Raw genomic sequence first — 23,008 nt, 5'->3', positions numbered from 1 at the left:
GGAATTTTCAACGCGAAAAGCGCTTATTCGTCGTCTTCGTCGCCCATGCCGGGGTTCAGACGCTCGCGCAGTTCCTTGCCGGTCTTGAAGAAGGGCACCCACTTCTCCTCGACGAAGACTGTCTCGCCGGTGCGCGGGTTGCGTCCAGAGCGGGAGGGGCGATTCTTGACCGAAAAAGCGCCGAAGCCACGCAGCTCAACACGATTGCCGGCTGCCAGCGCGTCGGTGATCTCGTCAAGAACTGCATTTACGATATTTTCGACATCCCGGTGATAGAGATGCGGATTACGGGCCGCGACGATCTGCACCAATTCCGACTTTATCACGCGGACCCCCTGAATTTTCTAATGTGACGTGAGTGCTGACAAAGGTGCCAAAGCAAAAAAGCTCAGTCAAGGAACAACTTAACCATAAAGTGCCGGCTTTGCGAGTGCTATGACGCCCATCACATGCGGATTCGTGAACGACACTGCCTCACTTTCTCCGCGGGACCGCTGCATCGTCGATCTGGCATGCTTCTTGTAATGGGCCTGCCACAATCCATATTGGCAACATCCCATAGACATGCGAAACGACGAGAATGGGCGAGCGGGCTTCGGCTGGCCGCCATGAAAACGGGTTCCTGTTAATGCTGCAATCAACACATGATGGCGCGCCGGCCACTGGACACGGCTCCGGTGCCGACACCTATCGCAGGGCGATGAGCCATTCGCGGCGGGTGCGGCGTCTGCGCATTCTCCTGCCGGTCGTGGCACTTGGGATCACGCTTGCCTTCGTCGCGGTGTCCCTCGTGCGCGGCCTCATGCCGGACGAGTTGCAGATCGAATCCGCCAAGATCGAAGACGGCAAGGTCGTCATGGAGAAGCCTGCGATCGCGGGCCGCAATTCCGAAGGCGTTCGCTATTCACTGCGGGCCGAACGCGCCCTGCAGGATATCAAGAATCCCAACATGATCACGCTCGAGTCGATCGCCGCAGCCGTGCCTGTCAATGACAAGGTCCTGGCCCGCGTAGTGGCGACGAGCGGCATCTTCGATCGGGGCGCCAACCTCCTCAATCTCGACAAACCGTTCACGCTGAATTTGAGCAGCGGCATCGATGCCCAGTTCGGCTCTGCCAATCTGGACATCGGGGGCGGCACCATGAAGACCGATGACCCGGTGGCTATCCAGACCAAAGGCGCGTCGATTGTTGCGAACTCGCTCGAGATGAAGGATAAGGGGCGAACCATGATATTTACGGGCGCCGTCAAGTTGAACATCGAGCCGTCCGCCCTTCGCAGCAATCGGTCAATGGAAGCCGCCCAGCCATGATTCACCGCTCCTTCGCCAAGATTTCCGTCGCTGGCTTCCTCCTGCTTTCCGCAAGCGGTTTCACCGCGCTTGTCTCGGCTCAGACAACCAGCAGCCAGATGGACGGGCTCAAGCTTTCCAACGACCAGCCGATCCAGATCGAAAGCGATGCGCTCGAGATCCGCGAGGCGGAAAAGAAGGCTTTCTTCACCGGCAATGTGAAGGTGGTTCAGGGCACGACCACCCTGCAGGCCGGCTCCATGACGGTTCTCTATCGCGGCGAGGGCACAACGGTTACGCAGGGCAATGCCGACATCGAAAAGATCGATGTGATGGACAAGGTCTTCCTGCAGTCGGAGACGCAGCAGGCGACGGCCGACAAGGGCTATTTCGACATGACCAAGCAGGTCTTCGTGCTCGAAGGCGAGCGGGTCGTTTTGTCCGAGGGGCAGAATGTCTTCGTCGGCTGCAAGCTCACCGTCCAGATGAATTCTGGCCAGGCCAAGCTCGACAGCTGTGGCCGGCGCGTCCAGATTCAGCTCGACCCCAAATCCCAGAAGAGCAACTGACGGGTCAGCGTGAACGTGCACATTCCCTTCCTTACCAAGTCCAAGCAGGCCAAGAAGCCGGCTGCCCCGGCAATCCTGCCGGGCGACAAGTCGCGCTATGAAGGCACGCTAATCGCCCACGGGCTGACCAAGACCTATAATTCCCGTCGTGTGGTGAATGGCGCCTCGCTCGTGGTTCGCCGTGGTGAGGCCGTCGGCCTGCTCGGGCCGAACGGTGCCGGCAAGACGACCTGTTTTTACATGATTACCGGCCTCGTGCCGGTGGATGCCGGAACGATCTCGATCAACGGCAACGATGTGACCTCAATGCCGATGTATCGCCGCGCCCGCCTTGGTGTCGGCTACCTGCCGCAGGAAGCGTCGATCTTTCGCGGCCTGACCGTGGAAGAGAACATTCGCGCGGTGCTTGAGGTGCATGTTACCGACAAGCGTCAGCGCGAAGCCAAGCTCGACGAACTTCTCGCCGAATTCCATATCGAGAAGCTGCGCAAATCCCCGGCAGTCGCACTGTCCGGTGGTGAACGCCGTCGACTTGAAATCGCCCGCGCGCTCGCGACGGATCCGACCTTCATGCTGCTCGACGAACCGTTTGCCGGCGTCGATCCGATCTCGGTTTCCGATATCCAGAACCTGGTGCGGCACCTCACGGCGCGCGGCATCGGCGTTCTCATCACCGACCACAATGTGCGCGAGACGCTTGGCCTGATCGACCGGGCCTATATCATTCATGCCGGCGAAGTCCTGACCCACGGCCGCGCAAACGACATCGTCAACAATGCCGATGTCCGCCGCCTCTATCTCGGCGAGCAGTTCAGCCTCTAAGGGCTGGACGAAGAAAACGCCACTTCAGCCCCTCCTGCGACTTGACCAAAGTAAAATAAAAAGCAATTTTTGGGCCAAGTGGATCTTCCCGCCATAAATAGCGGGATTGCGGGGAAATGTAGGGGAGTCGAACGTCCGCCATGGCCTTATCCGCCAACCTATTCCTGCGACAAAGCCAGTCTCTGGTGATGACTCCGCAGCTGATGCAATCCATTCAGCTGTTGCAGATGACTCACCTGGAACTGATGCAGTTCATCGCGCAGGAAGTGGAGCGCAATCCGCTGCTCGAAATGGCAGCAGATGACGGAGATTTGGGCGGCGAACTTCCCGACAATGCCGATCGCCACAGCGCAAGCACGCAGCAGGACAGCCAGACCGCAGTCGATGAGTTCGCGGCACCTCCCTCGCTCGACAGCGACTGGTATGAGAACGACGCCAGCGATCGGCTGAACGATCGCCTCGACACAAATTATGATACCGCCTTTGCCGACGAGGGTTCTGCCCAGCGGCCCGACGCGCCCGAGCTGTTGGGACAATGGAAGTCGATGCCGGGGCAATCCGGCGATGGCAGCGAGAGCTTCGATCTCGATGATTTCGTCGCGGGTCAGGTGAGCCTGCGCGACCATCTGAACCAGCAAATCCCTTTCGCGCTGGGCGCCGCCCCAGACCAGTTGCTGGCCTCCGTGCTTGTCGACCATCTGGACGAAGCCGGCTATCTGCGGGCTGATCTCCAGGATATCGCGGAGAGGCTCGGGCTTTCGCTCGCGGCGGTCGAGGGCGTGCTAACCACGCTGCAGACGCTGGAACCTGCCGGTGTCTTTGCGCGATCGCTCAGCGAATGCCTGGCGATCCAGCTGCGCCAGCGGGATCGGTATGATCCGGCGATGGCCGTCCTTGTCGACAATCTCGAGCTTCTGGCGAAGCGCGACTTCGCGACGCTGAAAAAGATCTGTGGTGTCGACGAGGAAGACCTGATCGACATGCTGTCGGAGATCCGCAAACTCAATCCGAAGCCAGGCAGCTGCTTCGAACATGAGGCGAGCGAATCCGTCACGCCAGATATCGTCGTGCGTGCCGACGGGATTGGCGGATGGCGGGTGGAACTGAACCCGGATGCCCTGCCACGGGTTCTGGTCAACCACAGTTATATGGCAGCGGTTCGTCCGGGCACGGCGAAGGATGCGCCGGACCAGGCCTTCATGTCGGAATGCCTGCAGAATGCCAACTGGCTGACCCGCAGCCTCGACCAGCGTGCGAAGACGATTACCAAGGTCGCGGCCGAGATCGTACGCCAGCAGTCGGCTTTTCTCGATCACGGGGTCGATCACCTGCGTCCGCTCAATCTCAAGACGATCGCAGACGCCATCAAGATGCACGAATCGACGGTGAGCCGCGTCACCACCAACAAATACATGATGACGCCGCGTGGGCTGTTCGAGCTCAAATATTTCTTCAGCGTTTCGATCGCATCTGCCGAGGGCGGCGACAGCCATTCGGCAGAATCTGTCCGGCATCGCATCCGTGCCCTGATTGCCCAGGAAAGCCCGGATGCCGTGCTCTCCGACGACGATATCGTCGATCAGTTGAAGTCCGGTGGTGTCGATCTCGCACGCCGCACGGTCGCCAAATATCGGGAGGCGATGAACATCCCCTCCTCCGTCCAGAGGCGCCGGGAAAAGCGGGCCATGGCCAAGGTTTCGGCCGTCTGACGGACACCTTCCGGACGCAAAGATTAACAGGACATTGACTCTTCCTCAGATGGCGGCTAGAAGCGCGCCGCAATCGACAGCGCACACTGTTGCCCGAGGGGACAAACCCTCGACTACGCCCGACAAACGAAGGCACAGACTGACCGAACCGCTCGAAAAGCTTGGACGCGGGCGTCGCTTGGCGTAAAATGGAGACGCAACCAATCATAAGAAGGGAAACTCCATGAGTGTGCGTGTATCCGGCAAGCAGATGGAAATCGGTGAAACGTTCCGGCAGCGGATCGAAGATCGGATCCAGGATGCGGTTACCAAATACTTCGACGGAGGGTATTCCGGGCAAGTGGTCGTCACGAAGTCGCAGTCGCGCTTCGCGGCCGATTGCCTGGTGCATCTCGATACCGGCGCAAACCTGCATGCCGCAGGCGAGGCTAATGATCCGCAAGTGGCCTTCGACACCGCCTTCGAGCGCGTCGAGAAGCGCCTGCGCCGTTACAAGCGCAAGCTGAAGGATCATCACGCGGGCGAGGCTCAGAACGCGTCGGTCGAGGTGGCCTACACGGTCATGGATTCTGTGGACGACGATCACGAGGAACTGCCGGACGACTACGCGCCGACAATCGTGGCCGAAAGCACCAAAAAGCTTCGGACCATGTCCGTTGCCTCGGCGGTTATGGCTCTCGACATGACGGATGACCCGGTTCTTCTGTTCAGAAACCCGGGAAGTGAACAATTGAATATCGTTTATCGTCGTAATGACGGTAATATCGGGTGGATCGATTCCGCCAACATCAAAGGCTGAAGATCGGCTTGGGCGACTGCGCACTGCAGTCGCCCGCTCCTCGATCCGAGGCATGAAGGACATTGATATGGCATTGGCAGATTTGCTGCAGCAGGATGCTGTCGTACCGGCCCTCCGGGTGAACTCCAAGAAGCAGCTGCTTCAGGAACTTGCGGCCAAAGCCTCAAAGCTTACCGACATTCCGGAACGGGAAATTTTCGACGTGATCCTGCAGCGCGAGCGTCTTGGCTCGACCGGCGTGGGTAATGGCATCGCTATCCCACATGGCAAACTCAACAAGATCAGCAAGATCACCGGCATTTTCGCCCGTCTGGAAACGCCCGTGGACTTCGAGGCCCTGGACGACCAGCCGGTTGATCTCGTCTTCCTGCTGCTGGCGCCGGAAGGTGCAGGTGCGGACCATCTGAAGGCTCTGTCGCGGATAGCACGCGTGCTGCGCGACCACGATCTCGTGGCAAAGCTGCGCGCGACCGAATCGGCATCAGCGATCTACACCTTCCTCAATGAGGAACAGGCTTCGAACGCCGCCTGAAGGCCTTGGCGCCTCCCAATCATCCCAAGAAAAAAGCGCCTCAAGAGGCGCTTTTTTTTATTCAACCATGATCACGGCCGATCACGCCTTGGCGGCATCCTCTGAGGCGGCATCCGTCTTCGGGCCACCCTTGGCGACGCCGACCATGGCCGGACGCAGAACTCGGTCGCCGATGGCGTAGCCTGCCTGGACGACCTGGACGACCGTGTTGTTGGCGACATTCGGGTTCGGAACCTCGAACATGGCCTGATGGAAGTTGGGGTCGAACTTCTGACCTTCGGCCTCAATCTTGCGCACACCATGGCGCTCGAGCGTGGCCAACATACCGCGCTCGGTCATTTCCACGCCCTCGATCAATGCCGTCATCGTGGCATCGGCAGAGGCGCGGGCGTCTTCCGGCAGAGTTTCGATGGCGCGGCGCAGATTGTCGGAAACCGACAGCATGTCGCGGGCAAAGCCGGTCACGGCATAGGACTTGGCATCCTTGACTTCGCGATCCGTGCGGCGGCGCAGATTGTCCATCTCAGCTGCCAGGCGCAGGAAGCGATCGCGCAGGTCGGCATTCTCGGCCTTCAAGGCTTCGACGGGATCGACCTGTCGTTCCGACGCGCCCTCTTCCTCGCCTGCAGCCTGCTGCTCAGCCGCTTCGGTTGCGTGCGCCTCATGGGCGGCCGCGTCAGGTCCGTTCTTGTTGGTTTCTTCGGTCATGACGTTCTCCGAATGGTTTTAGGTGTTCGAACTCTCGGTGTCGAATTCGTGCCCGATATCAGGGTTTGGTATGAAAAAATCAAGGGTTGGCGGCAAATCCGCCTACCGACTGCCGCGCGAGAGCCTGGCCATGAGCTGTGCGGTGTAGTCGACCATGGGCACGATGCGCGAATAGTTGAGCCGAGTGGGGCCGATGACGCCGACTGCGCCGACGATCCGGTCTTCGCCGTCTCTATAAGGTGCGACGATCAGGGACGAGCCGGAGAGCGAGAAGAGCTTGTTTTCCGAGCCGATGAAGATGCGTACACCGGGTCCGCTTTCGGCAAGGTCGAGGATCTCGATCAGACTTTCCTTGCGTTCCAGGTCGTCGAAGAGCAGGCGAAGACGGTCGATGTCATCGGAACCTGCCAGGCCTTCGAGGAGATTGGCGCGGCCGCGAACGATCAGGCGGGCCGGCTGCTTTTCCGCCACTTCGCCCGACCAGACCGCGAGCCCGCGCTCGACGAGATCCTGCGACAGGGTATCGAGTTCGCTCGCGACCTGTGTCTTGAGCTTCTCGATCTGGCTGCGCAATTCCCGCATCGTCTGACCGGCGAGATTGGCGTTCAGGAAATTGGCCGCTTCCGTCAGCTGGGAGGCGGTGACACCGGCCGGCAGATCAATGATGCGGTTTTCGATCTGATTGTGTTCGCCGACCAAAACGGCGAGCGCCTTGGTCGGCTCCAGCCGAATGAATTCGACATGCTTTAGGATCGGATCGTTCTTCGATGAAATGACGAGGCCGGCACCGCGCGACAGGCCGGAGAGCATGCGGCTCGCTTCCGTCAGCATGGCTTCCATTGGCTGATCGGCGCTGGTCGGACGGATCTTGCGCTCGATCTCGTCGCGCTCACCATCCGAGAGGTCACCGATCTGCATGAAGGCATCGACGAAGAAGCGCAGGCCAGCTTGCGTCGGTAGCCGTCCGGCACTGACATGCGGGGCGTAGATGAGGCCGAGGTCTTCGAGGTCGCTCATCACGTTGCGCACGGAGGCGGGTGATAGCGACATCGGGAGGAGGCGCGACAGATTGCGCGAGCCAAGGGGATCCCCGGAGTCGAGATAAGTCTCGACGATACGGCGAAACACCTCTCTGGAGCGATCGTCCAGGGACGCGGAAACGTCTGCGACGGTTGTCTTTAGTGATGCCATTGGCGCAGCGGACAGGATCTCAGATGTTTCATGCAGGAAATATAGTCACTGCGCGATGGATGACCAAGTGGTAATTCCGGGTCTTCGCGCCTCTCGGCGCTGCGGGATGGTTTTTCTTTGCAAATGGCAGCCTGCCTCCTTAGAAGGCAACAGACAACCCAGGAGATTACGATGCGGCCATCCGGCAGAAAAACCGACCAAATGCGCAAGGTCTCGTTCGAGCGCAATTTTTCCAAGCATGCGGAAGGCTCCTGCCTGGTGAAGTTCGGCGATACGCATGTGCTGTGCACCGCGAGCCTTGAAGAAAAGACGCCACCATGGCTGCGCAATTCCGGCAAGGGCTGGGTGACGGCGGAATACGGGATGCTGCCGCGCGCCACCGGCGAGCGCATGCGCCGCGAGGCGTCGTCCGGCAAGCAGAGCGGACGCACGCAGGAAATCCAGCGACTGATCGGCCGCTCGCTGCGCGCCATCGTCGACCTGGAAGCGCTCGGCGAGCGGCAGATCTCGATCGACTGCGACGTCATCCAGGCGGACGGCGGCACGCGGACTGCGGCGATCACGGGTGCCTTCATTGCCCTGCATGATTGCCTGAAGTGGATGGAAACCCGCAGCATGATCAAGGTTGAGAAGGTCCTGAAGGACCATATCGCCGCCGTCTCCTGCGGGATCTTCGCCAGCCAGCCGGTGATCGACCTCGATTACCTCGAAGACTCGGCAGCAGAGACCGATGCCAACTTCGTCATGACCGGTTCCGGCGGCATCGTCGAAATCCAGGGCACGGCCGAAGGCAAGCCGTTCAGCCAGGACGAATTCCTGACCCTGCTCGGCCTTGCACGAAACGGCATCGACGAACTGGTCGCGCTGCAGAAGCAGGCGATCGGCTGAGACGAAAGTCCGGAGAGGCATCCATGCGTAAACTCGATACCCGCACGATCGTCGTTGCCAGCCACAATGCTGGCAAGATTGCTGAGATCGCCGACCTGATCGGCCCCTTCGGCTTTTCGGCGAAGTCGGCCAAGGACCTCAACTTCGTCGAGCCCGATGAAACCGGCACGACCTTCGAAGAGAATGCCGCGATCAAGGCGTTGGCTTCGGCCAAGGCGTCGGGCCTGCCCGCTCTCTCTGATGATAGCGGCCTTGTCATCGACGCGCTCGATGGTGCGCCTGGCGTCTACACGGCGAACTGGGCGGAGCGCGAGGATGGCAGCCGCGACTTCGCCATGGCGATGGAGAAGGTCGAGAAGGCGCTTGCAGAGCGCGGCGCGACCGAGTCTGCACAGCGCACCTGCCGCTTCGTCAGCGTGCTCTGTCTCGCCTGGCCTGACGGTCATACAGAATTCTTCCGGGGCGAGGTCGAGGGCACCGCTGCCTGGCCGCCGCGTGGGTCCGCCGGTTTCGGCTACGACCCGATCTTCCAGCCGGAGGGCCATGAGCGCACCTTTGGCGAGATGACGGCGGACGAGAAACATGGCTGGAAGCCCGGCGATGCGGCGGCTCTTTCGCATCGTGCACGGGCCTTCAAGCTCTTCGTCGAAACCTGCCTGGAGGCCTGAGGCTTTGACCGATCGGTCCTTCACGCTCCTGCCCGACACGGGAGAACCCGGCTTCGGCGTTTATGTGCATTGGCCCTTCTGCGCGGCCAAGTGCCCTTACTGTGACTTCAACAGCCATGTTCGCCACCAGCCGGTGGATCAGGCGCGTTTCGTTGCGGCCTTCCTCGCCGAGCTCAAGGCGGTGCGCGCGCTGTCGGGCCCGAAGACGGTCACCAGCGTCTTCATGGGCGGTGGCACGCCCTCGCTGATGGACCCATCAACGGTCGGGGCGATCCTCGACGGGATCGCCGCCAACTGGCACATGCCGGATGGTATCGAGATCACGATGGAGGCGAACCCATCCAGCGTCGAGGCGACCCGCTTCCACGGCTACCGGGCGGCAGGCGTTAACCGCGTTTCGCTCGGTGTGCAGGCGCTGAACGATCCTGACCTGCGCTTCCTTGGACGCCTGCATGACGTCGCGGATGCATTGAAAGCCATCAAGCTGGCGCGCGAGATCTTTCCGCGCATGTCCTTCGACCTGATCTACGCCCGTCCGAACCAGACGGTGGAGGCCTGGGAGCGTGAGCTGAAGGAAGCCATGTCCTACGCGGTCGATCATCTGTCATTGTACCAACTGACGATCGAGGAAGGCACGGCCTTCTACGGCCTGCACAAGGCGGGCAAGCTGATCGTGCCTGACGATGAGCATGCGGCGACGCTTTACGAGGCGACGCAGGAGATTACGGCCCGCGAAGGGCTTCCGGCCTATGAGGTTTCCAACCACGCCCGCCCGGGTGCGGAGAGCCGGCACAACCTGACCTATTGGCGATACGGCGATTATGCCGGTATCGGCCCCGGCGCACATGGACGGCTGACGCAAGGGCGGTCGAAGATCGCCACCGTCGCCGAACGGCATCCGGAGACCTGGCTTTCCGCCGTCGAGCAGAATGGCCATGGCATCATCGAGCGCGAAGAGCTCGATCATGAGGCCCAGGCCGACGAGCTTCTGCTGATGGGTCTTCGGCTGCGCGAAGGGGTCGATCTCGCCCGCTGGCAACAGCTTTCCGGCCGCGATCCCGATCCGGACAAGGAGCAGTTTCTGCTCGAACAGGGCTTCATCGAGCGGCTCGGCAATTCGCGGCTGCGCTGCACGCCGCCCGGCATGCTGATCCTCGACGCCGTCGTCGCCGATCTCGCCTGCTAAGGGAGTGAGAGACGATGCCGGTCGATCCAGCCTTTGCTCGTTTCGACATGGCCCGCCTCTATGACGCCTTCAACCATCATGGTGAAGACGGCGATTTCTACGAGAATTTCATCAAGACTCCCTGCCGCGTGCTCGACATCGGATGCGGCACGGGATCGGTGACGCTGCGTCTGGCAAACCGCGGCCACACAGTCACCGGCGTCGATCCGGCACACGGCATGTTGCAAGTCGCGCGGGCGAAGGACAGGGAAAGCAAGGTCGAGTGGGTTCAGGCACCCGCTGCCGAGTTTACGCTTCCCGATCGTTTCGACCTCGCCATCATGACGGGTCATGTCTTCCAGGTCTTTCTCGACGATGCCGAAACCCTGGCTGCCTTGCGCAACATTCACCGGCACATGGTGCCGGGCGGCAGGCTGATCCTTGAAAGCCGCAATCCGCAAGACAAAGCCTCGCAAGACTGGACGCGGGAGAAGACACGCGAACAGCAGGTCATCGACGGCATCGGGACGGTCGACGTCTATTACCAGATCAAGGATGTCGAGGGTGAGCACGTGACCTTCGATGCGGTCTTCACGATCGAAGCCACCAGCGAGACCCTGGTCAGCGAGAGCCGGCTGAGGTTTGCGCCGGTGGAAACCATCCGGGGCCTGCTCTCCGCTGCGGGATTCGGCGAGGTTGAGCTTCTCGGCTGGTGGGATGGTACGCCCTATTCGGCAACCAGCCCCGAGATCATCGCGATCGCCCGCGCCTGACCCCATATCCGGATACGAAAAGGCCACCGCGAGCCCATATTCAGGGATCGCGGTGGCCTATATCTCTGCGACTGGTCGCTTACTCGTTGATCAGGCGGCGCAGCAGCTCGATTTCCTGCGACAGCTTCTGGTCGGCCGAGATCAGTTCTTCGATCTTGCGCACGGCATGCAGTACGGTCGTGTGGTCGCGTCCGCCGAAGCGACGGCCGATCTCCGGGAAGGAGCGCGGGGTCAGCGTCTTCGACAGATACATGGCGATCTGGCGCGGCTTGACGATAACGCGGGTGCGGCGGTTCGACACCAGTTCCTGACGCGACACGTTGTAATGACGGGCCACGACGCGCTGGATGTCTTCAATGCGCACGCGCTTCTGGTCACCGGCACCGACAAGGTGAGCGAGCAGTTCGTCGACGCGTTCGATCGACAGGTTCGGCTCGAATGAGCGACGGAAGAGGAGCTGGTTGAAGGCGCCTTCCAGATCACGGCCGCTGCTGGTGATGTTGCGCGCAACGTGTTCCAGGATGTCAGCAGGGATATCGATCGACGGATCGTCCTTGCGGACAACGTCCAGGCGCGATTTCATCATGTCGAGGCGCATGTCGTAGTCGGGCGCTTCCATCTCGATGGCAACGCCACCCTGGAGACGCGAACGAACGCGCGGATCGAGCGATTCCAGCTCCCAGGGCGCGCGGTCGGCGGCAACGACGACCTGCTTGGCGCTGTCGAGAAGCATGTTGAGCAGATGGCAGAATTCGTGCTGGATCATCTTACCCTGCAGGAACTGCATGTCGTCGATGATCAGGAGGTCGATGTTGCGTAGCGAGTCCTTCAGCGTCAGGGCATCATTGTCGCGGATCGCGGTTGCGAAACGCCACATGAAGTATTCGGCGGTCAGGTAGACAACGCGCGGCTGGCGCGGGCTGTGAACCGCAGCATTGGCGATCGCCTGCAGCAGGTGCGTCTTGCCGAGACCAACCGAGGAATGGATGAAGAGCGGGTTGAAGCGCACGGCGCCAGCGCCGGCTTCCGCGATCGTCTTGGCGGCTGCGAGCGCCACGCGGTTGGACGCGCCTTCGACGAAGCCGTCAAAGGTGTAGCGGCTGTCCAGCGGCGAACCGAAGAGCGGACCGCTCTGGCTGCGCGCGGTGGTGCCGGAGGAGGAGACCTGCGGGGTTGCGATCTGGCCGATCGACTGTGGGCCGGACTTGCGGACGGCTGCGGGCTGTGCCGCCTCGGTGCCGGCGGGACGATCTTCGGCCTGCGGACCACGGGTGCTGCGGCTTGCGCTGCGCACCATGATCTCGACCTTGAGGATCGACGGATCCTCGGCCTGGAAGATCGATGTGATGAGATCGAGGTAACGGTTGTTGATCCACGACTTCAGAAAAGTGGTGGGTACCGTCAGGCGCACCACGCTCTTCGATGCGGAATGGAGCTTCAAGCGTCCAAACCAGCTCTGGTAGACGTCGACCCCGACCTGGGCCTTCAGTCGCTTGCTGAAGCGGTCAAAGAGATCGTTATGCTTCATATCGGCGTTCTCTCCTGCTCCTTCGGAGCACGTGGCGCCGAGCGCCGAATGTGCATTGTCCCCGTTCGCCAATGCACCGGCCGTCATAGAGTTCATATGCATGTTGCCGCCTTCCAAATTCATTCCAGGCGCCGGGCGTTTCTATCGCCGTCCGACAGCCGCTTCATCTCAAGTCGATCCGAACGGATCGACGGTCCCCGAACGCGTCACGTCAGCGCTTCAGCCAAAAGCGCCTGCATGACTTGCCCCTCGCCTCCCTCACGGCGCTGGTCGCTCCATATGCACAAACCACATCCTCGACATGCGGCTCGACATTTACCGGCCCGGTCTGCAACACTGCAGACAAGACACAAATCGTCATCGCGCGGAAACGGCTACGTCTCCGATGCAACGCCGATTACTTTATGAGAAAACGGAATGGAAACACTCCGCTCCGGCAAAGGCGACTTGTCTTGTGGGCATTGCTGCCGTTCAGACCGTCGTTTCGGGCTAGTCCCTCGCCCTTTGCTGAGACACATTAAGGCAGGATCAAATGTGAAGATCAACACCGATTTTTAGGCTATCGGGCGCTTCGACCATTGACTCTTCGTACTTCATTTTTGCGTCACATTCGGCCGAAAAAGAATCGCTTTTGAATCAAGGAGATTCCCAAACGGGCACAAAATGGGCCTCTCGCAAAGCGAAAAAATAAAATTTCTCTTGACTCACAAGGGGGCCAACTTCCCCCAGGGTGAAGTGGCGATGGAACAAGGCACCTCCCTGAACCTATTGAATTATAATGATTTTTTATGTCACCGGACTGACAAGATGCAGTGCAGCAGAAAGCACTAAAACATCAATTTCCGGTAAGATGCAGCGGAAACGACAAAAAGCCCGGCTCAACGCCAGGCTCTTCAGAATTTGTCGAAAAGGTGTCTTAAATTAGACAGCCAGGGCCTTCACACGAGCGGCCAGACGCGAGATCTTGCGCGATGCCGTGTTGGCGTGAACCACGCCCTTGGTGGCGGCGCGCTGGATCTCCGGCTGAGCAGCCTGGAGGGCGTCCTTGGCAACCGCTGCGTCGCCGGAAGCGATGGCTTCCTCGACCTTGCGGATGAAACCACGGACCCGCGAACGACGAGCCTTGTTGACTGCAGTACGGGCAGCGATCTTGCGGGTCGCCTTCTTCGCCGAAGCTGTATTGGCCATAGATGCCTCTCTCGAATTCAAACCAAAGCCCACCATCGCCGCGTCGGGTCGTTGCGACCTGCCATACCAGCACATGGGGAGCTGTTTCATGGGAAAAGCGCATCGGCTTTCCCAACCGTGGGCGGGCATATAGCGGGAAAGCGGGAATGCGTCAACGCGGATTCTGCAGATAACGCGCCGTCCCTGTACCAAAGTCACGGATTGGAAGCGATGCGAACAGATCCGTGACTTTGGTATCACGCCTACCTGTTCTTGAAGGCGGGTTTCCGCTTCTCGACAAAGGCCGCCATGCCCTCCTTCTGGTCTTCGGTGGCGAAGAGCGAATGGAAAAGCCTGCGCTCGGAACGCAGCCCTTCGGCCAAGGTCTGCTCGAAGGCGCGATTGACCGCCTCCTTGGCCATCATGACTGACGGCAGGGAGAAAGACGCGATCTTGGCGGCCGCTTCCAGCGCCTCATCGAGAAGACGCTCTGGCTCGACCACGCGGGCGACGAGGCCGGCGCTCTCGGCTTCGGTCGCATCCATCATGCGACCCGTGAGGCAGAGATCCATGGCCTTGGCCTTGCCGACCGCATGCGTGAGCCGCTGCGAGCCACCCATGCCGGGGATGATGCCGAGTGTGATCTCTGGCTGGCCGAACTTTGCGGTTTTGGAGGCGATGATGAAATCGCACATCATGGCGAGCTCGCAGCCCCCGCCCAGCGCAAAGCCGGACACAGCGGCAATCAGCGGCTTGCGGAAGCCGGCGATCTCGTCCCAGCCGCCAATGAAGCCGCCGGTATAGGCGTCGACGAACTCAAGCGACTGCATTTCCTTGATATCAGCGCCAGCGGCAAAGGCCTTTTCCGACCCGGTGATCACGACAGCACCCACGCTTGCATCTGCCTGCAGCTCGGCCAGGAGCTGGCGAAGCTCGCGCATCACGGTCGAGTTCAGGGCGTTCAACGCCTGGGGCCGGTTCAGCGTGACAAGCGCCACACGGTCACGGCGTTCCATCAGCAGGGTTTCAAATGACATGGCGTCCTCCCTTGTGTGGCCTCAGAGGCCTTATTTCTGGCAGCGGCTACAATAGAATGTCGAGCGGCCGGATTGAACTATCCTTTCGACGGTACCCCCACAACCATCGGTCAGGCAGGGCTCGCCCTCGCGGTCATAGGCGCGGAAGGAATGCTGGAAGTAACCGAGCGTGCCATCCGCCTGGATGTGGTCGCGCAGCGACGAGCCGCCCGCCTGGATCGCATCGACGATGACGTCGCGGATAGACTGGGTCAGCAGCGCCAGCTCCGCCTTAGGCTTGCCCTTTGCCGTCACCAGGGTCGCTACCTTGCGGGTTGGCGACAGATGCGAGCGCCAGAGCGCTTCGCAAACATAGATATTGCCGAGACCGGCGATCACTTTCTGGTCGAGCAGAGCGCCCTTCAACGGCTGGCTGCGGCCGGCAAACCGCGTGGCGAGATATTCGGCGGACAGCATATTGCCGACAGGCTCGGGACCTAAATCGCGGAAGGCGGGATAGGTGTCGAGTTCGGATCGGGCCATCAGCTCCATGAAGCCGAAACGGCGCGGGTCATTATAGATGACACGGACCGGGCCATCGGCCCCGTCCAGATGGAAGACGACGTGGTCGTGCTTTTCGTCCTTGCTACGCTCGTGGTGGAAGACGCCGGGCGCCTCCACCACGGCTCCTGCCTCGATACGAAACGAGCCGGACATGCCGAGATGGGCGATCACGGTCAGGTCATCCTCAAGGTCGATGAGCAGATATTTCGCACGGCGCGACAGGGCCTCGATCCGGCGCCCCTCGACCCTTGCGGCAAAATCGCGCGGCAGAGGGAAGCGCAGATCAGGGCGGCGCAGCTCCAGGCGCCTGAGCCGCGCGCCTTCCATTGTCGGCGCCAAGCCGCGACGTACCGTCTCTACCTCTGGCAATTCCGGCATTTCAGCCCATCTTTCTGTTTGAACCGCTTCTTTAAAGGTCTATAGACCAGCCAGCCTTCGGCTTCTTCTGCGCAGATAGCGCGTCGGAAGCCTTTTCGCTATGGTCTGCCGACCGTTCCGTTACGTGGAGTGAACCGATGACTGCAAGCCGCATTTCCGCCGAAGGCGGCATGGAAACCTCCTACGGGTTCCGCCAGGTCGACGAGCAGGAAAAGCAGGGCCTGGTCAATGATGTCTTCCACAAGGTGGCCAAGCGCTATGACATCATGAACGATGTCATGTCAGCCGGCCTGCACCGCGTCTGGAAGGATGCGCTGGTCGCTTCGCTCAATCCCCGCAAGGATGCCAATTACAAGGTACTCGATGTTGCCGGCGGCACGGGCGACATCGCGTTCCGCATTGTGGAAGCCTCCAATCGGCTGGCCCATGCGACCGTGCTCGACATCAACGGCTCGATGCTTGGGGTCGGTGCTGAACGCGCAGAGAAGAAGGGGCTCTCGCCCAATCTCACCTTCGTCGAGGCCAATGCCGAAAGCCTGCCCTTCGAGGACAACAGCTTCGACGCCTATACGATCGCCTTCGGCATCCGCAACGTGCCGCATATCGATGTGGCGCTGTCGGAAGCCTTCCGGGTCCTGAAGCGGGGCGGACGGCTTCTGGTGCTGGAATTCTCCGAAGTGGAGCTGCCGCTGCTCGACAAGGTCTATGATGCCTGGTCGTTCAATGCGATTCCGCGCTTCGGCAAGATGATCACCGGTGACGCCGAGCCCTACCAGTATCTGGTGGAATCGATCCGCAAATTCCCCAATCAGCCCGACTTTGCGCGGATGATCGAGCGCGCGGGCTTCTCCAATGTCCGCTTCACCAACTATACCGGTGGCATCGCGGCACTGCATTCCGGCTGGAAGATCTAAGCCGCATGAGCACGATCGGGGCATATTTCCGCCTGGCGCGGGTCGGCTGGGTGCTGGTGCGGGAAGGTGTTGTCGCGGCGCTGCCCTCCGAGGGTCTGCCGCCGCTCGTCGGCATCGCCAAGGCCGCTGTTGCACCGCTTGCGCGCAGCCGGGCGAAGTCGGCGGAGCGTTCTGACAGGCTTGCGAATGCGGTGGCACGGCTCGGCCCCTCCTATGTGAAGATCGGCCAGTTTCTGGCGACGCGCCCCGATGTCGTCGGTGCGGATTTCGCAGAGGATCTCGCAGGCCTTCAGGATCGGATGGCCTTTTTCCCCACCGAGGCGTCCAGGTCAACGATCCAGGAATCACTCGGTCGTCCCGTCACCGAACTCTATACGCATTTCGGCGAACCGATCGCTGCAGCCTCAATCGCGCAGGTGCATCCGGCCGAGGTCGCCACACCTGACGGCCCTCGTAAGGTTGCGGTGAAAGTCATCCGCCCGGGCGTGCGCAAGCGTTTCGCCGCCGATCTTGAGGCCATGTATCTCGTCTCCCGTCTGCAGGAGCGCTTCATTCCCAATTCGCGGCGCCTGCGCCCGGTCGAGGTGACGAAGACGCTCGAGCAGACCACCAAGGTCGAGATGGATCTTCGGCTTGAGGCGGCAGCGCTGTCCGAGATCGCCGAGAACACCAAGGCCGATCCGGGCTTCCGCGTGCCGCAGGTCGACTGGGAGCGCACCGGGCGTGACGTGGTCACGATGGAATGGATCGACGGCGTCAAGATGTCGGATGTCGAGGGCCTGAGGGCCGCCGGCCACGACCTTAATGCACTCGCCGATACACTGATCCAGTCCTTCCTGCGCCATACGCTGCGGGACGGCTTCTTCCATGCCGACATGCATCCCGGCAATCTGTTCGTCGATCCCACCGGCATGATCGTTGCGGTCGACATGGGCATTGCGGGGCGGCTGGGGAAGAAGGAAAGGCGCTTCCTCGCCGAGATCCTCTACGGCTTCATCACGCGCGACTACATGCGCGTGGCCGAGGTGCATTTCGAGGCGGGCTATGTGCCGTCGCACCACAATGTCGCGAGCTTTGCTCAGGCGATCCGGGCGATTGGCGAGCCGATCCATGGGCAGCCGGCAGAAACCATCTCGATGGGCAAGCTGCTGACGCTCCTGTTCGAGGTCACCGAAATCTTCGACATGGAAACGCGTCCCGAACTGGTGATGCTGCAGAAGACAATGGTCGTTGTCGAAGGCGTTTCGCGCATCCTCAATCCCCGCTTCAACATGTGGAAGGCCGCCGAGCCAGTCGTTTCGCACTGGATCCGCGACAATCTCGGCCCCAAGCGCATCGCAACCGACCTGAAGGACGGCGCCAAGGCGGCACTCAGGCTTGCCGAAGCACTGCCGGAGATCGCCGCCAAGACCGAGAAGCTGCATGGCGAAATCGTGCGGATGAGCGAAGAAGGCCTGCGTTTTGATGCCGATACGGCAGAGCGGATCGGCCGGGCCGAGGCGCGGCATACCAGGCTCGGGCGTGTGGCACTCTGGGTCATCGCCGTGGCTGCGGTCGTCATTGCGGTGCAGGTGTCCTGAGCCACCTAACCGGCAGCAGGTAAACCAAATTTTCTTGATCTTTCGATGGAACAAAGTCGTAAATGCCGCGTTGGAACGGCGTTACGCTTTTCTTGTTCCTTCAGGAGTTCCATGTCCGCCACCCAAACCGGTTTCGTCCGGTCCACGCTGCTCTTCCTCCTGATCGGCACCGGAATTCTCATCGGGATCATCGTCGCGACCTTGGGTCTCGTCGAGCGTACACGCTCGACCTTCGACTACATTCTGCAAGAACGTAACATCCGCCGCATGGCGGCCAATCTGATGCAAAAGCTGACCGATGCCGAGACAGGGCAGCGCGGCTTTGTCATCACCAGCGACGAATTGTTCCTGCAACCCTATGAAGGCGCTGCAAGCGAAATTCGCGACGACGTGGAAGCACTGGCGCTCGCCGTGAAAGATCGCCCGATCAAGGCGCAGCAGATGGACGCCCTGCGCGACAAGGTCCGGGGCAAGCTCGCGGAGATGGGGCAGGCGATCAATCTCGTGCGCAGCGGCGAGCAGGACCAGGCGATCGAACTGGTCCAGAGCGATGTCGGCCGCGAACTGATGAACGACATCCGCGAGATGCTGGATGATTTCAAGGAACTCTCCGACGCCAATGTCGACAGCGGGACGGAAGCCCAGCTGTCGGCGACGCAGCAATTGCAGTGGATCACGATCGGCGGGGGCATCGCGATCATTGCCGTGATGGGCGGGGCAATTCTGGTGGTAGCGCAGCATGTGCGCGCATTGGCGTCTTCGAGACGCGAAGTCGAACTGCTCAACCAGGGCCTCGAAGCACGCGTCGCCGAGCGCACCGAAGACCTCATGCAGGCCAACCAGGAAATCCAGCGTTTTGCCTACATCGTCACGCATGACCTGCGGGCGCCGCTCGTCAACATCATGGGTTTCACTGCCGAACTGGACGCTTCGCTGAAAGCCCTGCAGACTTATGTGCTGAACGATGGCAAGCCGGTGTCGGAAGACCAGATCCGGGAAGCGCGACTGGCGGCCTCTGAGGATCTGCCGGAAGCCATCGGTTTCATTCGTTCGTCGACCAAGAAGATGGACGGCTTGATCAATGCCATTCTGAAGATTTCACGCGACGGGCGACGCCAGCTCAAGCCCGAAATCGTGGAACTGCAGCCATTGCTGGAAACAATCACCAACAGCGTGTATCACCAGATCAGCGAGAGCGACGGCAAGATCGACCTCGACATCAAGGCCCCTCGCCTCAATACCGACCGGCTCTCGGTCGAACAAATTCTCGGTAACCTTTTCGACAATGCTATCAAGTACAAGCATCCGGATCGGCCCTTGACCCTCGCCGTCCGAACCGCCCCCGAAGGGCGTCACATGGTTCGGATCGAAGTGGAGGACAACGGCCGTGGCATTGCAGAACAGGACCACGAACGCATCTTCGAACTCTTCCGCCGTTCCGGTCAGCAAGACCAGTCCGGCGAAGGAATAGGTCTTGCCCATGTCCGCTCGCTCGCGCGGAATCTCGGGGGAGAAATCACCGTTCGCTCCCAGTTCGGAGAGGGCTCGACGTTCGTCCTGCGACTGCCATCTGACCTGTCACGCTTGGTACGGAGTTGAATATGAAAGCCGTGGGTAAAGAAGTCACCATTATCATGGTCGAGGACGACGAGGGTCATGCCCGTCTCATCGAAAAGAACGTACGTCGCGCCGGCGTGCACAACGACATCATCCCGTTCACCAACGGGACCGAGGCGCTCGACTATGTTCTCGGCAAGGATCGCAGCGGCAAGGTGTCGGAAGATCGCTATTTGCTGATCCTTCTCGATCTCAATCTCCCCGACATGTCGGGCACCGATATTCTCGAAAAAATCAAATCCAATCCGCATACGCGACGGCTCCCGGTCGTCATCCTCACGACGACGGATGACGAGCGCGAAATACAGCGGTGCTACGATCTTGGGGCCAATGTCTATATCACCAAGCCTGTCGATTACGACAATTTCGCCAATGCCATTCGCCAGCTCGGATTGTTCTTCTCCGTCATGCAAATTCCCTGACGGCGGCCCGGCGATGCGCTTCAGCGTCCTATACATTGACGACGACGCAGCCATCGCCCGGCTGGTGCAGAAGCATATGGGCCGCCTCGGACACGAGGTGGCGCATGCCGAGAACCCTGACGAGGCCCTCCACCTCCTGCAGACCGACGTCTTCGACGTCGTCGTGCTTGACCACTATCTGCGCCAGACGACCGGTCATGATGTGCTGGCCCGCATGCGGGAGGCCGAGATCGATGTGCCCGTGGTCTATGTCACCGGCTCCAACGAGGCGCAGGTTGCGATCGAAGCGATCAAGGCGGGTGCCGCCGACTATGTGATCAAGACCGTCAGCGACGACTTTCTCTCGCTGCTGTCCAGCGCCATCGAGCAGACGGTGGCGAATGCACAGCTGCGGGCAGCAAAGGTCCGAGCCGACGAAGAGATCCGTCTGGGCAAGGAGCGGGCAGAAGCCCTTCTCGCCGAGGTGAACCACCGGGTCGCCAATTCGCTGGCGCTGGTCGCAAGCCTTCTTCGGCTGCAGATCTCCAGTGCCCGGAGCGAAGAGGTGAAGGCGGAGCTTGCGGAAACGCAGGCGCGGATTACAGCCATCGCCGGCATGCATCGCAGCCTCTACACCTCCGACGACGTCAGCCGGGTCGAACTCGACCGGTATCTCAGCCGCCTCACCGCCGAGCTCTACAGCTCGCTGCACAGCGCGGAAAAGCCTATCCGCCTGCTGCTCGACGCCGATCAGATCTCGATGAGCGCGGACAAGGCGGTTTCGGTCGGCATGATCGTGACCGAACTCGTCACCAATGCCTTCAAATATGCCTATGCCCCCGGGCAGCCCGGGGATATCCGCGTGCATCTGAAGATGCTTCCCGACGGCGCGGCCATGCTGCGCGTCGAAGACGACGGCATCGGCATCGATCCTGACAGTGCGCCCAAGGGCACCGGTCTCGGCAGCCGTATCGTCAAATCCATGGCGGCGACGCTGGGGGACGGGCTGCATTATCTCGAAGGCACGAATGGCACCGTGGCCGAGGTACCCCTAAAGCTCGACGGCACGGGCTGAGGCACGTTTACCACTCTGGCGTCCGGTGATTTGCCAGCGACCCGATTTGCGTTAGGGTCGCGCCGCACAGATTAAGGGTTCTTCTTCATGAGCTTGGCCGGAAAGCGCGTTTTGCTTGTTATCGCGGGTGGTATCGCCGCCTACAAGAGCCTCGACCTCATCAGGAGGCTCCGGGAGCGCGGTGCAAGCGTGCGCCCGATCATGACGCGCGGCGCCCAAGAATTCGTCACACCGCTCGCCGTCGGGGCTCTCTCGGCCTCCCATGTCTATACCGAACTCTTCTCCCGCGAGGATGAGCAGGATGTCGGCCATATCCGGCTGGCGCGCGAATGTGACCTTGTGCTCGTTGCACCCGCCACTGCCGACCTGATGGCGAAGATGGCGAACGGGCTTGCCGATGACCTTGCCTCCACCGTGCTGCTCGCGACCGATCGCCCTGTGCTCATCGCACCGGCGATGAACCCGAAGATGTGGGCACATCCGGCCACGCAGAGAAACTTTGCGGCGCTCCAACGCGATGGTATCCAGGCTGTTGGACCGATGGAAGGCGAGATGGCCGAAAGCGGCGAGCGCGGGCGCGGACGGATGGCCGAGCCGCTGGAGATCGTTGCCCGGGTTGAAGATCTGCTCTCAGGTCCGAAGCCACTGAGCGGTATGAAGGCTATCGTCACGTCCGGGCCTACCCATGAGCCGATCGATCCGGTGCGCTATATCGCCAACCGCTCCTCTGGCAAGCAAGGGCATGCGATTGCCGCAGCCCTTGCACGTCTTGGCGCAGAGGTGACGCTGGTTTCCGGGCCGGTCACGATCGCCGATCCCTTGGGCGTGAAGACCCTTCATGTTGAGCGCGCCGACGAGATGCGCGATGCCGTTCTTTCGGCACTGCCAGCCGATATCGCCGTCATGGTTGCCGCCGTCGCCGATTGGCGGGTGGCAACATCTGCGGAACAGAAGATCAAGAAGCAGCCGGGCGAGGCTCCGGCGCCGCTCGAGCTGACGGAAAACCCTGATATTCTCAAGACTGTGGGGCATCATGGCATGCGTCCGCGCCTCGTCGTCGGCTTTGCCGCGGAGACCGAGAATGTCGAGGAGAACGGCAAGGGCAAGCTCGAGCGCAAGGGCGCCGACCTGATCGTCGCCAACGATGTGTCCCCGGAAACCGGGATCATGGGCGGAGACCGCAACCGGGTGAAACTGATCACCCGCGACGGCGTGGAAGGCTGGCCGGATCTCTCCAAGGACGAGGTCGCCGAACGGCTGGCGCTTTGGATCGCGACCCAGATCGGGGGAACCGGCGCATGAGCCTGTTTACCCGCCCTGATTTCGATGCCTTTACCGAAGGCTTTGCCGGAACCACTCTCATCGACCAGTGGGACAGCCGTATCGCCAAGGTCGGCGACAAGGTCTTTGCACTGCTGACAGACGCCGAACGGCGCATCTGCTTCAAGGTCAGCGAGGAAAGCTTCGAGATCCTGACCTCGCTTCAGGGCGTTTCGCAGGCCCCCTATTTCGCCAAGCGCAAGTGGGTGACGGTGAACCCGGATACGGAACTCAGCGAAGCGGACGTTCGGGAATATCTGACGCGCTCCTATCGCACGGTCAGCGCTTCGCTGACGCGAAAGCTGCGCGCGGAACTCGGCATCGTCGAGTAAA

At 61.0% G+C, this 23,008-nt stretch carries 24 protein-coding genes; 17 read left to right on the top strand and 7 right to left on the bottom strand.

What is annotated here, in order from left to right:
- Positions 1 to 23: 23 nt before the first annotated feature.
- The gene (locus C0V73_RS14875; protein WP_054149157.1) at positions 24 to 326 is read right to left on the bottom strand and encodes an integration host factor subunit beta; all 303 of its coding nucleotides are present in this window, start codon (positions 324 to 326) and stop codon (positions 24 to 26) included.
- Positions 327 to 628: 302 nt separating this feature from the next.
- On the opposite strand from C0V73_RS14875, the gene lptC reads away from it, so the two are divergent.
- The 6 genes from lptC to ptsN all read left to right on the top strand — a co-directional run bounded on the left by lptC (position 629) and on the right by ptsN (position 5,722).
- Positions 629 to 1,312 carry an LPS export ABC transporter periplasmic protein LptC gene (gene lptC, locus C0V73_RS14870; protein WP_102020759.1) on the top strand — a complete coding sequence of 228 codons (684 nt, stop codon included), beginning with the start codon at positions 629 to 631 and terminating at the stop codon, positions 1,310 to 1,312.
- Positions 1,309 to 1,860: an LptA/OstA family protein gene (locus C0V73_RS14865; RefSeq protein WP_102020758.1), complete on the top strand. Its 552-nt coding sequence runs from the start codon at positions 1,309 to 1,311 to the stop codon at positions 1,858 to 1,860. The genes lptC and C0V73_RS14865 overlap by 4 nt, the downstream gene beginning before the upstream one ends.
- A gap of 72 nt (positions 1,861 to 1,932) precedes the next feature.
- Positions 1,933 to 2,682 carry an LPS export ABC transporter ATP-binding protein gene (lptB, locus tag C0V73_RS14860; protein WP_245407990.1) on the top strand — a complete coding sequence of 250 codons (750 nt, stop codon included), beginning with the start codon at positions 1,933 to 1,935 and terminating at the stop codon, positions 2,680 to 2,682.
- A gap of 140 nt (positions 2,683 to 2,822) precedes the next feature.
- Entirely contained in the window at positions 2,823 to 4,391 is a 1,569-nt protein-coding gene (rpoN, locus tag C0V73_RS14855) for an RNA polymerase factor sigma-54 (protein ID WP_102020756.1), read from the top strand.
- 223 nt (positions 4,392 to 4,614) lie between these two features.
- Positions 4,615 to 5,190, top strand: coding sequence for a ribosome-associated translation inhibitor RaiA (gene raiA / locus C0V73_RS14850; protein WP_102020755.1), 576 nt, complete (start codon positions 4,615 to 4,617; stop codon positions 5,188 to 5,190).
- Between the two features lie 67 nt (positions 5,191 to 5,257).
- Positions 5,258 to 5,722 carry a PTS IIA-like nitrogen regulatory protein PtsN gene (ptsN, locus tag C0V73_RS14845; RefSeq protein WP_102020754.1) on the top strand — a complete coding sequence of 155 codons (465 nt, stop codon included), beginning with the start codon at positions 5,258 to 5,260 and terminating at the stop codon, positions 5,720 to 5,722.
- A gap of 81 nt (positions 5,723 to 5,803) precedes the next feature.
- Here the strand turns inward: ptsN and grpE are convergent, their stop codons facing one another.
- Both grpE and hrcA read right to left on the bottom strand, forming a co-directional pair.
- Complete coding sequence (gene grpE, locus C0V73_RS14840) at positions 5,804 to 6,430, bottom strand: nucleotide exchange factor GrpE (protein ID WP_102020753.1); 627 nt, start codon at positions 6,428 to 6,430, stop codon at positions 5,804 to 5,806.
- A gap of 102 nt (positions 6,431 to 6,532) precedes the next feature.
- A complete protein-coding gene (hrcA, locus tag C0V73_RS14835) occupies positions 6,533 to 7,621 on the bottom strand; it encodes a heat-inducible transcriptional repressor HrcA (protein WP_102020752.1) in 1,089 nt (362 codons plus the stop codon).
- A 171-nt stretch (positions 7,622 to 7,792) separates the two neighbouring features.
- Here hrcA and rph point away from each other — a divergent pair, with 171 nt between their 5' ends.
- Genes rph through C0V73_RS14815 form a run of 4 tightly spaced genes read left to right on the top strand, consistent with a single transcriptional unit; the run spans position 7,793 to position 11,115 of the window.
- Positions 7,793 to 8,509: a ribonuclease PH gene (gene rph, locus C0V73_RS14830; protein WP_102020751.1), complete on the top strand. Its 717-nt coding sequence runs from the start codon at positions 7,793 to 7,795 to the stop codon at positions 8,507 to 8,509.
- 23 nt (positions 8,510 to 8,532) lie between these two features.
- Positions 8,533 to 9,177 (top strand): RdgB/HAM1 family non-canonical purine NTP pyrophosphatase, encoded by a 645-nt coding sequence (gene rdgB, locus C0V73_RS14825; protein ID WP_102020750.1) that lies wholly within the window; start codon positions 8,533 to 8,535, stop codon positions 9,175 to 9,177.
- A gap of 4 nt (positions 9,178 to 9,181) precedes the next feature.
- Positions 9,182 to 10,363: a radical SAM family heme chaperone HemW gene (gene hemW, locus C0V73_RS14820; protein WP_102020749.1), complete on the top strand. Its 1,182-nt coding sequence runs from the start codon at positions 9,182 to 9,184 to the stop codon at positions 10,361 to 10,363.
- 14 nt (positions 10,364 to 10,377) lie between these two features.
- Positions 10,378 to 11,115, top strand: coding sequence for a class I SAM-dependent methyltransferase (locus C0V73_RS14815; protein ID WP_102020748.1), 738 nt, complete (start codon positions 10,378 to 10,380; stop codon positions 11,113 to 11,115).
- 79 nt (positions 11,116 to 11,194) lie between these two features.
- On the opposite strand, the gene dnaA is transcribed toward C0V73_RS14815, so the two are convergent.
- From dnaA to mutM, 4 genes are all read right to left on the bottom strand, one after another.
- Positions 11,195 to 12,745, bottom strand: coding sequence for a chromosomal replication initiator protein DnaA (gene dnaA, locus C0V73_RS14810; protein ID WP_102020855.1), 1,551 nt, complete (start codon positions 12,743 to 12,745; stop codon positions 11,195 to 11,197).
- An 819-nt stretch (positions 12,746 to 13,564) separates the two neighbouring features.
- Positions 13,565 to 13,831, bottom strand: a complete 267-nt coding sequence (gene rpsT, locus C0V73_RS14805) for a 30S ribosomal protein S20 (protein ID WP_102020747.1) — start codon at positions 13,829 to 13,831, stop codon at positions 13,565 to 13,567.
- Positions 13,832 to 14,073: 242 nt separating this feature from the next.
- On the bottom strand, positions 14,074 to 14,847 hold the full coding sequence (locus tag C0V73_RS14800; protein ID WP_102020746.1) for an enoyl-CoA hydratase: 774 nt from the start codon (positions 14,845 to 14,847) through the stop codon (positions 14,074 to 14,076).
- 30 nt (positions 14,848 to 14,877) lie between these two features.
- Positions 14,878 to 15,768 carry a bifunctional DNA-formamidopyrimidine glycosylase/DNA-(apurinic or apyrimidinic site) lyase gene (gene mutM / locus C0V73_RS14795; RefSeq protein WP_102020745.1) on the bottom strand — a complete coding sequence of 297 codons (891 nt, stop codon included), beginning with the start codon at positions 15,766 to 15,768 and terminating at the stop codon, positions 14,878 to 14,880.
- 137 nt (positions 15,769 to 15,905) lie between these two features.
- On the opposite strand from mutM, the gene ubiE reads away from it, so the two are divergent.
- The 7 genes from ubiE to C0V73_RS14760 all read left to right on the top strand — a co-directional run bounded on the left by ubiE (position 15,906) and on the right by C0V73_RS14760 (position 23,007).
- Positions 15,906 to 16,682, top strand: coding sequence for a bifunctional demethylmenaquinone methyltransferase/2-methoxy-6-polyprenyl-1,4-benzoquinol methylase UbiE (gene ubiE, locus C0V73_RS14790; protein WP_102020744.1), 777 nt, complete (start codon positions 15,906 to 15,908; stop codon positions 16,680 to 16,682).
- A gap of 5 nt (positions 16,683 to 16,687) precedes the next feature.
- Positions 16,688 to 18,262 (top strand): 2-polyprenylphenol 6-hydroxylase, encoded by a 1,575-nt coding sequence (ubiB, locus tag C0V73_RS14785; RefSeq protein ID WP_102020743.1) that lies wholly within the window; start codon positions 16,688 to 16,690, stop codon positions 18,260 to 18,262.
- Between the two features lie 111 nt (positions 18,263 to 18,373).
- On the top strand, positions 18,374 to 19,861 hold the full coding sequence (locus C0V73_RS14780) for a CHASE3 domain-containing protein (RefSeq protein WP_102020742.1): 1,488 nt from the start codon (positions 18,374 to 18,376) through the stop codon (positions 19,859 to 19,861).
- A gap of 2 nt (positions 19,862 to 19,863) precedes the next feature.
- Positions 19,864 to 20,301: a response regulator gene (locus C0V73_RS14775; protein WP_102020741.1), complete on the top strand. Its 438-nt coding sequence runs from the start codon at positions 19,864 to 19,866 to the stop codon at positions 20,299 to 20,301.
- A 13-nt stretch (positions 20,302 to 20,314) separates the two neighbouring features.
- The gene (locus C0V73_RS14770; protein WP_102020740.1) at positions 20,315 to 21,355 is read left to right on the top strand and encodes a histidine kinase dimerization/phosphoacceptor domain -containing protein; all 1,041 of its coding nucleotides are present in this window, start codon (positions 20,315 to 20,317) and stop codon (positions 21,353 to 21,355) included.
- A gap of 87 nt (positions 21,356 to 21,442) precedes the next feature.
- Positions 21,443 to 22,657, top strand: a complete 1,215-nt coding sequence (gene coaBC, locus C0V73_RS14765) for a bifunctional phosphopantothenoylcysteine decarboxylase/phosphopantothenate--cysteine ligase CoaBC (RefSeq protein WP_102020739.1) — start codon at positions 21,443 to 21,445, stop codon at positions 22,655 to 22,657.
- On the top strand, positions 22,654 to 23,007 hold the full coding sequence (locus tag C0V73_RS14760; RefSeq protein ID WP_102020738.1) for an MmcQ/YjbR family DNA-binding protein: 354 nt from the start codon (positions 22,654 to 22,656) through the stop codon (positions 23,005 to 23,007). The genes coaBC and C0V73_RS14760 overlap by 4 nt, the downstream gene beginning before the upstream one ends.
- The last annotated feature ends 1 nt before the right edge of the window (position 23,008 follow it).

The sequence above is a fragment of the Rhizobium sp. TH135 genome (genome assembly GCF_002855515.1).
Lineage (GTDB): Bacteria > Pseudomonadota > Alphaproteobacteria > Rhizobiales > Rhizobiaceae > Allorhizobium.
This window is presented reverse-complemented; position numbering and strand designations above follow the sequence as displayed.

What these genes read in the sequence shown, in the direction of transcription:
- C0V73_RS14800 (WP_102020746.1), bottom strand. Translation starts at nt 14,847, where the DNA reads ATGTCATTTGAAACCCTGCTGATGGAACGCCGTGACCGTGTGGCGCTT.
- ubiB (WP_102020743.1), top strand. Translation starts at nt 16,688, where the DNA reads ATGAGCACGATCGGGGCATATTTCCGCCTGGCGCGGGTCGGCTGGGTG.
- C0V73_RS14780 (WP_102020742.1), top strand. Translation starts at nt 18,374, where the DNA reads ATGTCCGCCACCCAAACCGGTTTCGTCCGGTCCACGCTGCTCTTCCTC.
- raiA (WP_102020755.1), top strand. Translation starts at nt 4,615, where the DNA reads ATGAGTGTGCGTGTATCCGGCAAGCAGATGGAAATCGGTGAAACGTTC.
- C0V73_RS14760 (WP_102020738.1), top strand. Translation starts at nt 22,654, where the DNA reads ATGAGCCTGTTTACCCGCCCTGATTTCGATGCCTTTACCGAAGGCTTT.
- rpoN (WP_102020756.1), top strand. Translation starts at nt 2,823, where the DNA reads ATGGCCTTATCCGCCAACCTATTCCTGCGACAAAGCCAGTCTCTGGTG.
- dnaA (WP_102020855.1), bottom strand. Translation starts at nt 12,745, where the DNA reads ATGCATATGAACTCTATGACGGCCGGTGCATTGGCGAACGGGGACAAT.
- mutM (WP_102020745.1), bottom strand. Translation starts at nt 15,768, where the DNA reads ATGCCGGAATTGCCAGAGGTAGAGACGGTACGTCGCGGCTTGGCGCCG.
- ptsN (WP_102020754.1), top strand. Translation starts at nt 5,258, where the DNA reads ATGGCATTGGCAGATTTGCTGCAGCAGGATGCTGTCGTACCGGCCCTC.
- C0V73_RS14865 (WP_102020758.1), top strand. Translation starts at nt 1,309, where the DNA reads ATGATTCACCGCTCCTTCGCCAAGATTTCCGTCGCTGGCTTCCTCCTG.
- C0V73_RS14775 (WP_102020741.1), top strand. Translation starts at nt 19,864, where the DNA reads ATGAAAGCCGTGGGTAAAGAAGTCACCATTATCATGGTCGAGGACGAC.
- C0V73_RS14770 (WP_102020740.1), top strand. Translation starts at nt 20,315, where the DNA reads ATGCGCTTCAGCGTCCTATACATTGACGACGACGCAGCCATCGCCCGG.
- lptC (WP_102020759.1), top strand. Translation starts at nt 629, where the DNA reads ATGCTGCAATCAACACATGATGGCGCGCCGGCCACTGGACACGGCTCC.
- rph (WP_102020751.1), top strand. Translation starts at nt 7,793, where the DNA reads ATGCGGCCATCCGGCAGAAAAACCGACCAAATGCGCAAGGTCTCGTTC.
- rdgB (WP_102020750.1), top strand. Translation starts at nt 8,533, where the DNA reads ATGCGTAAACTCGATACCCGCACGATCGTCGTTGCCAGCCACAATGCT.
- grpE (WP_102020753.1), bottom strand. Translation starts at nt 6,430, where the DNA reads ATGACCGAAGAAACCAACAAGAACGGACCTGACGCGGCCGCCCATGAG.
- C0V73_RS14815 (WP_102020748.1), top strand. Translation starts at nt 10,378, where the DNA reads ATGCCGGTCGATCCAGCCTTTGCTCGTTTCGACATGGCCCGCCTCTAT.
- rpsT (WP_102020747.1), bottom strand. Translation starts at nt 13,831, where the DNA reads ATGGCCAATACAGCTTCGGCGAAGAAGGCGACCCGCAAGATCGCTGCC.
- coaBC (WP_102020739.1), top strand. Translation starts at nt 21,443, where the DNA reads ATGAGCTTGGCCGGAAAGCGCGTTTTGCTTGTTATCGCGGGTGGTATC.
- ubiE (WP_102020744.1), top strand. Translation starts at nt 15,906, where the DNA reads ATGACTGCAAGCCGCATTTCCGCCGAAGGCGGCATGGAAACCTCCTAC.
- hrcA (WP_102020752.1), bottom strand. Translation starts at nt 7,621, where the DNA reads ATGGCATCACTAAAGACAACCGTCGCAGACGTTTCCGCGTCCCTGGAC.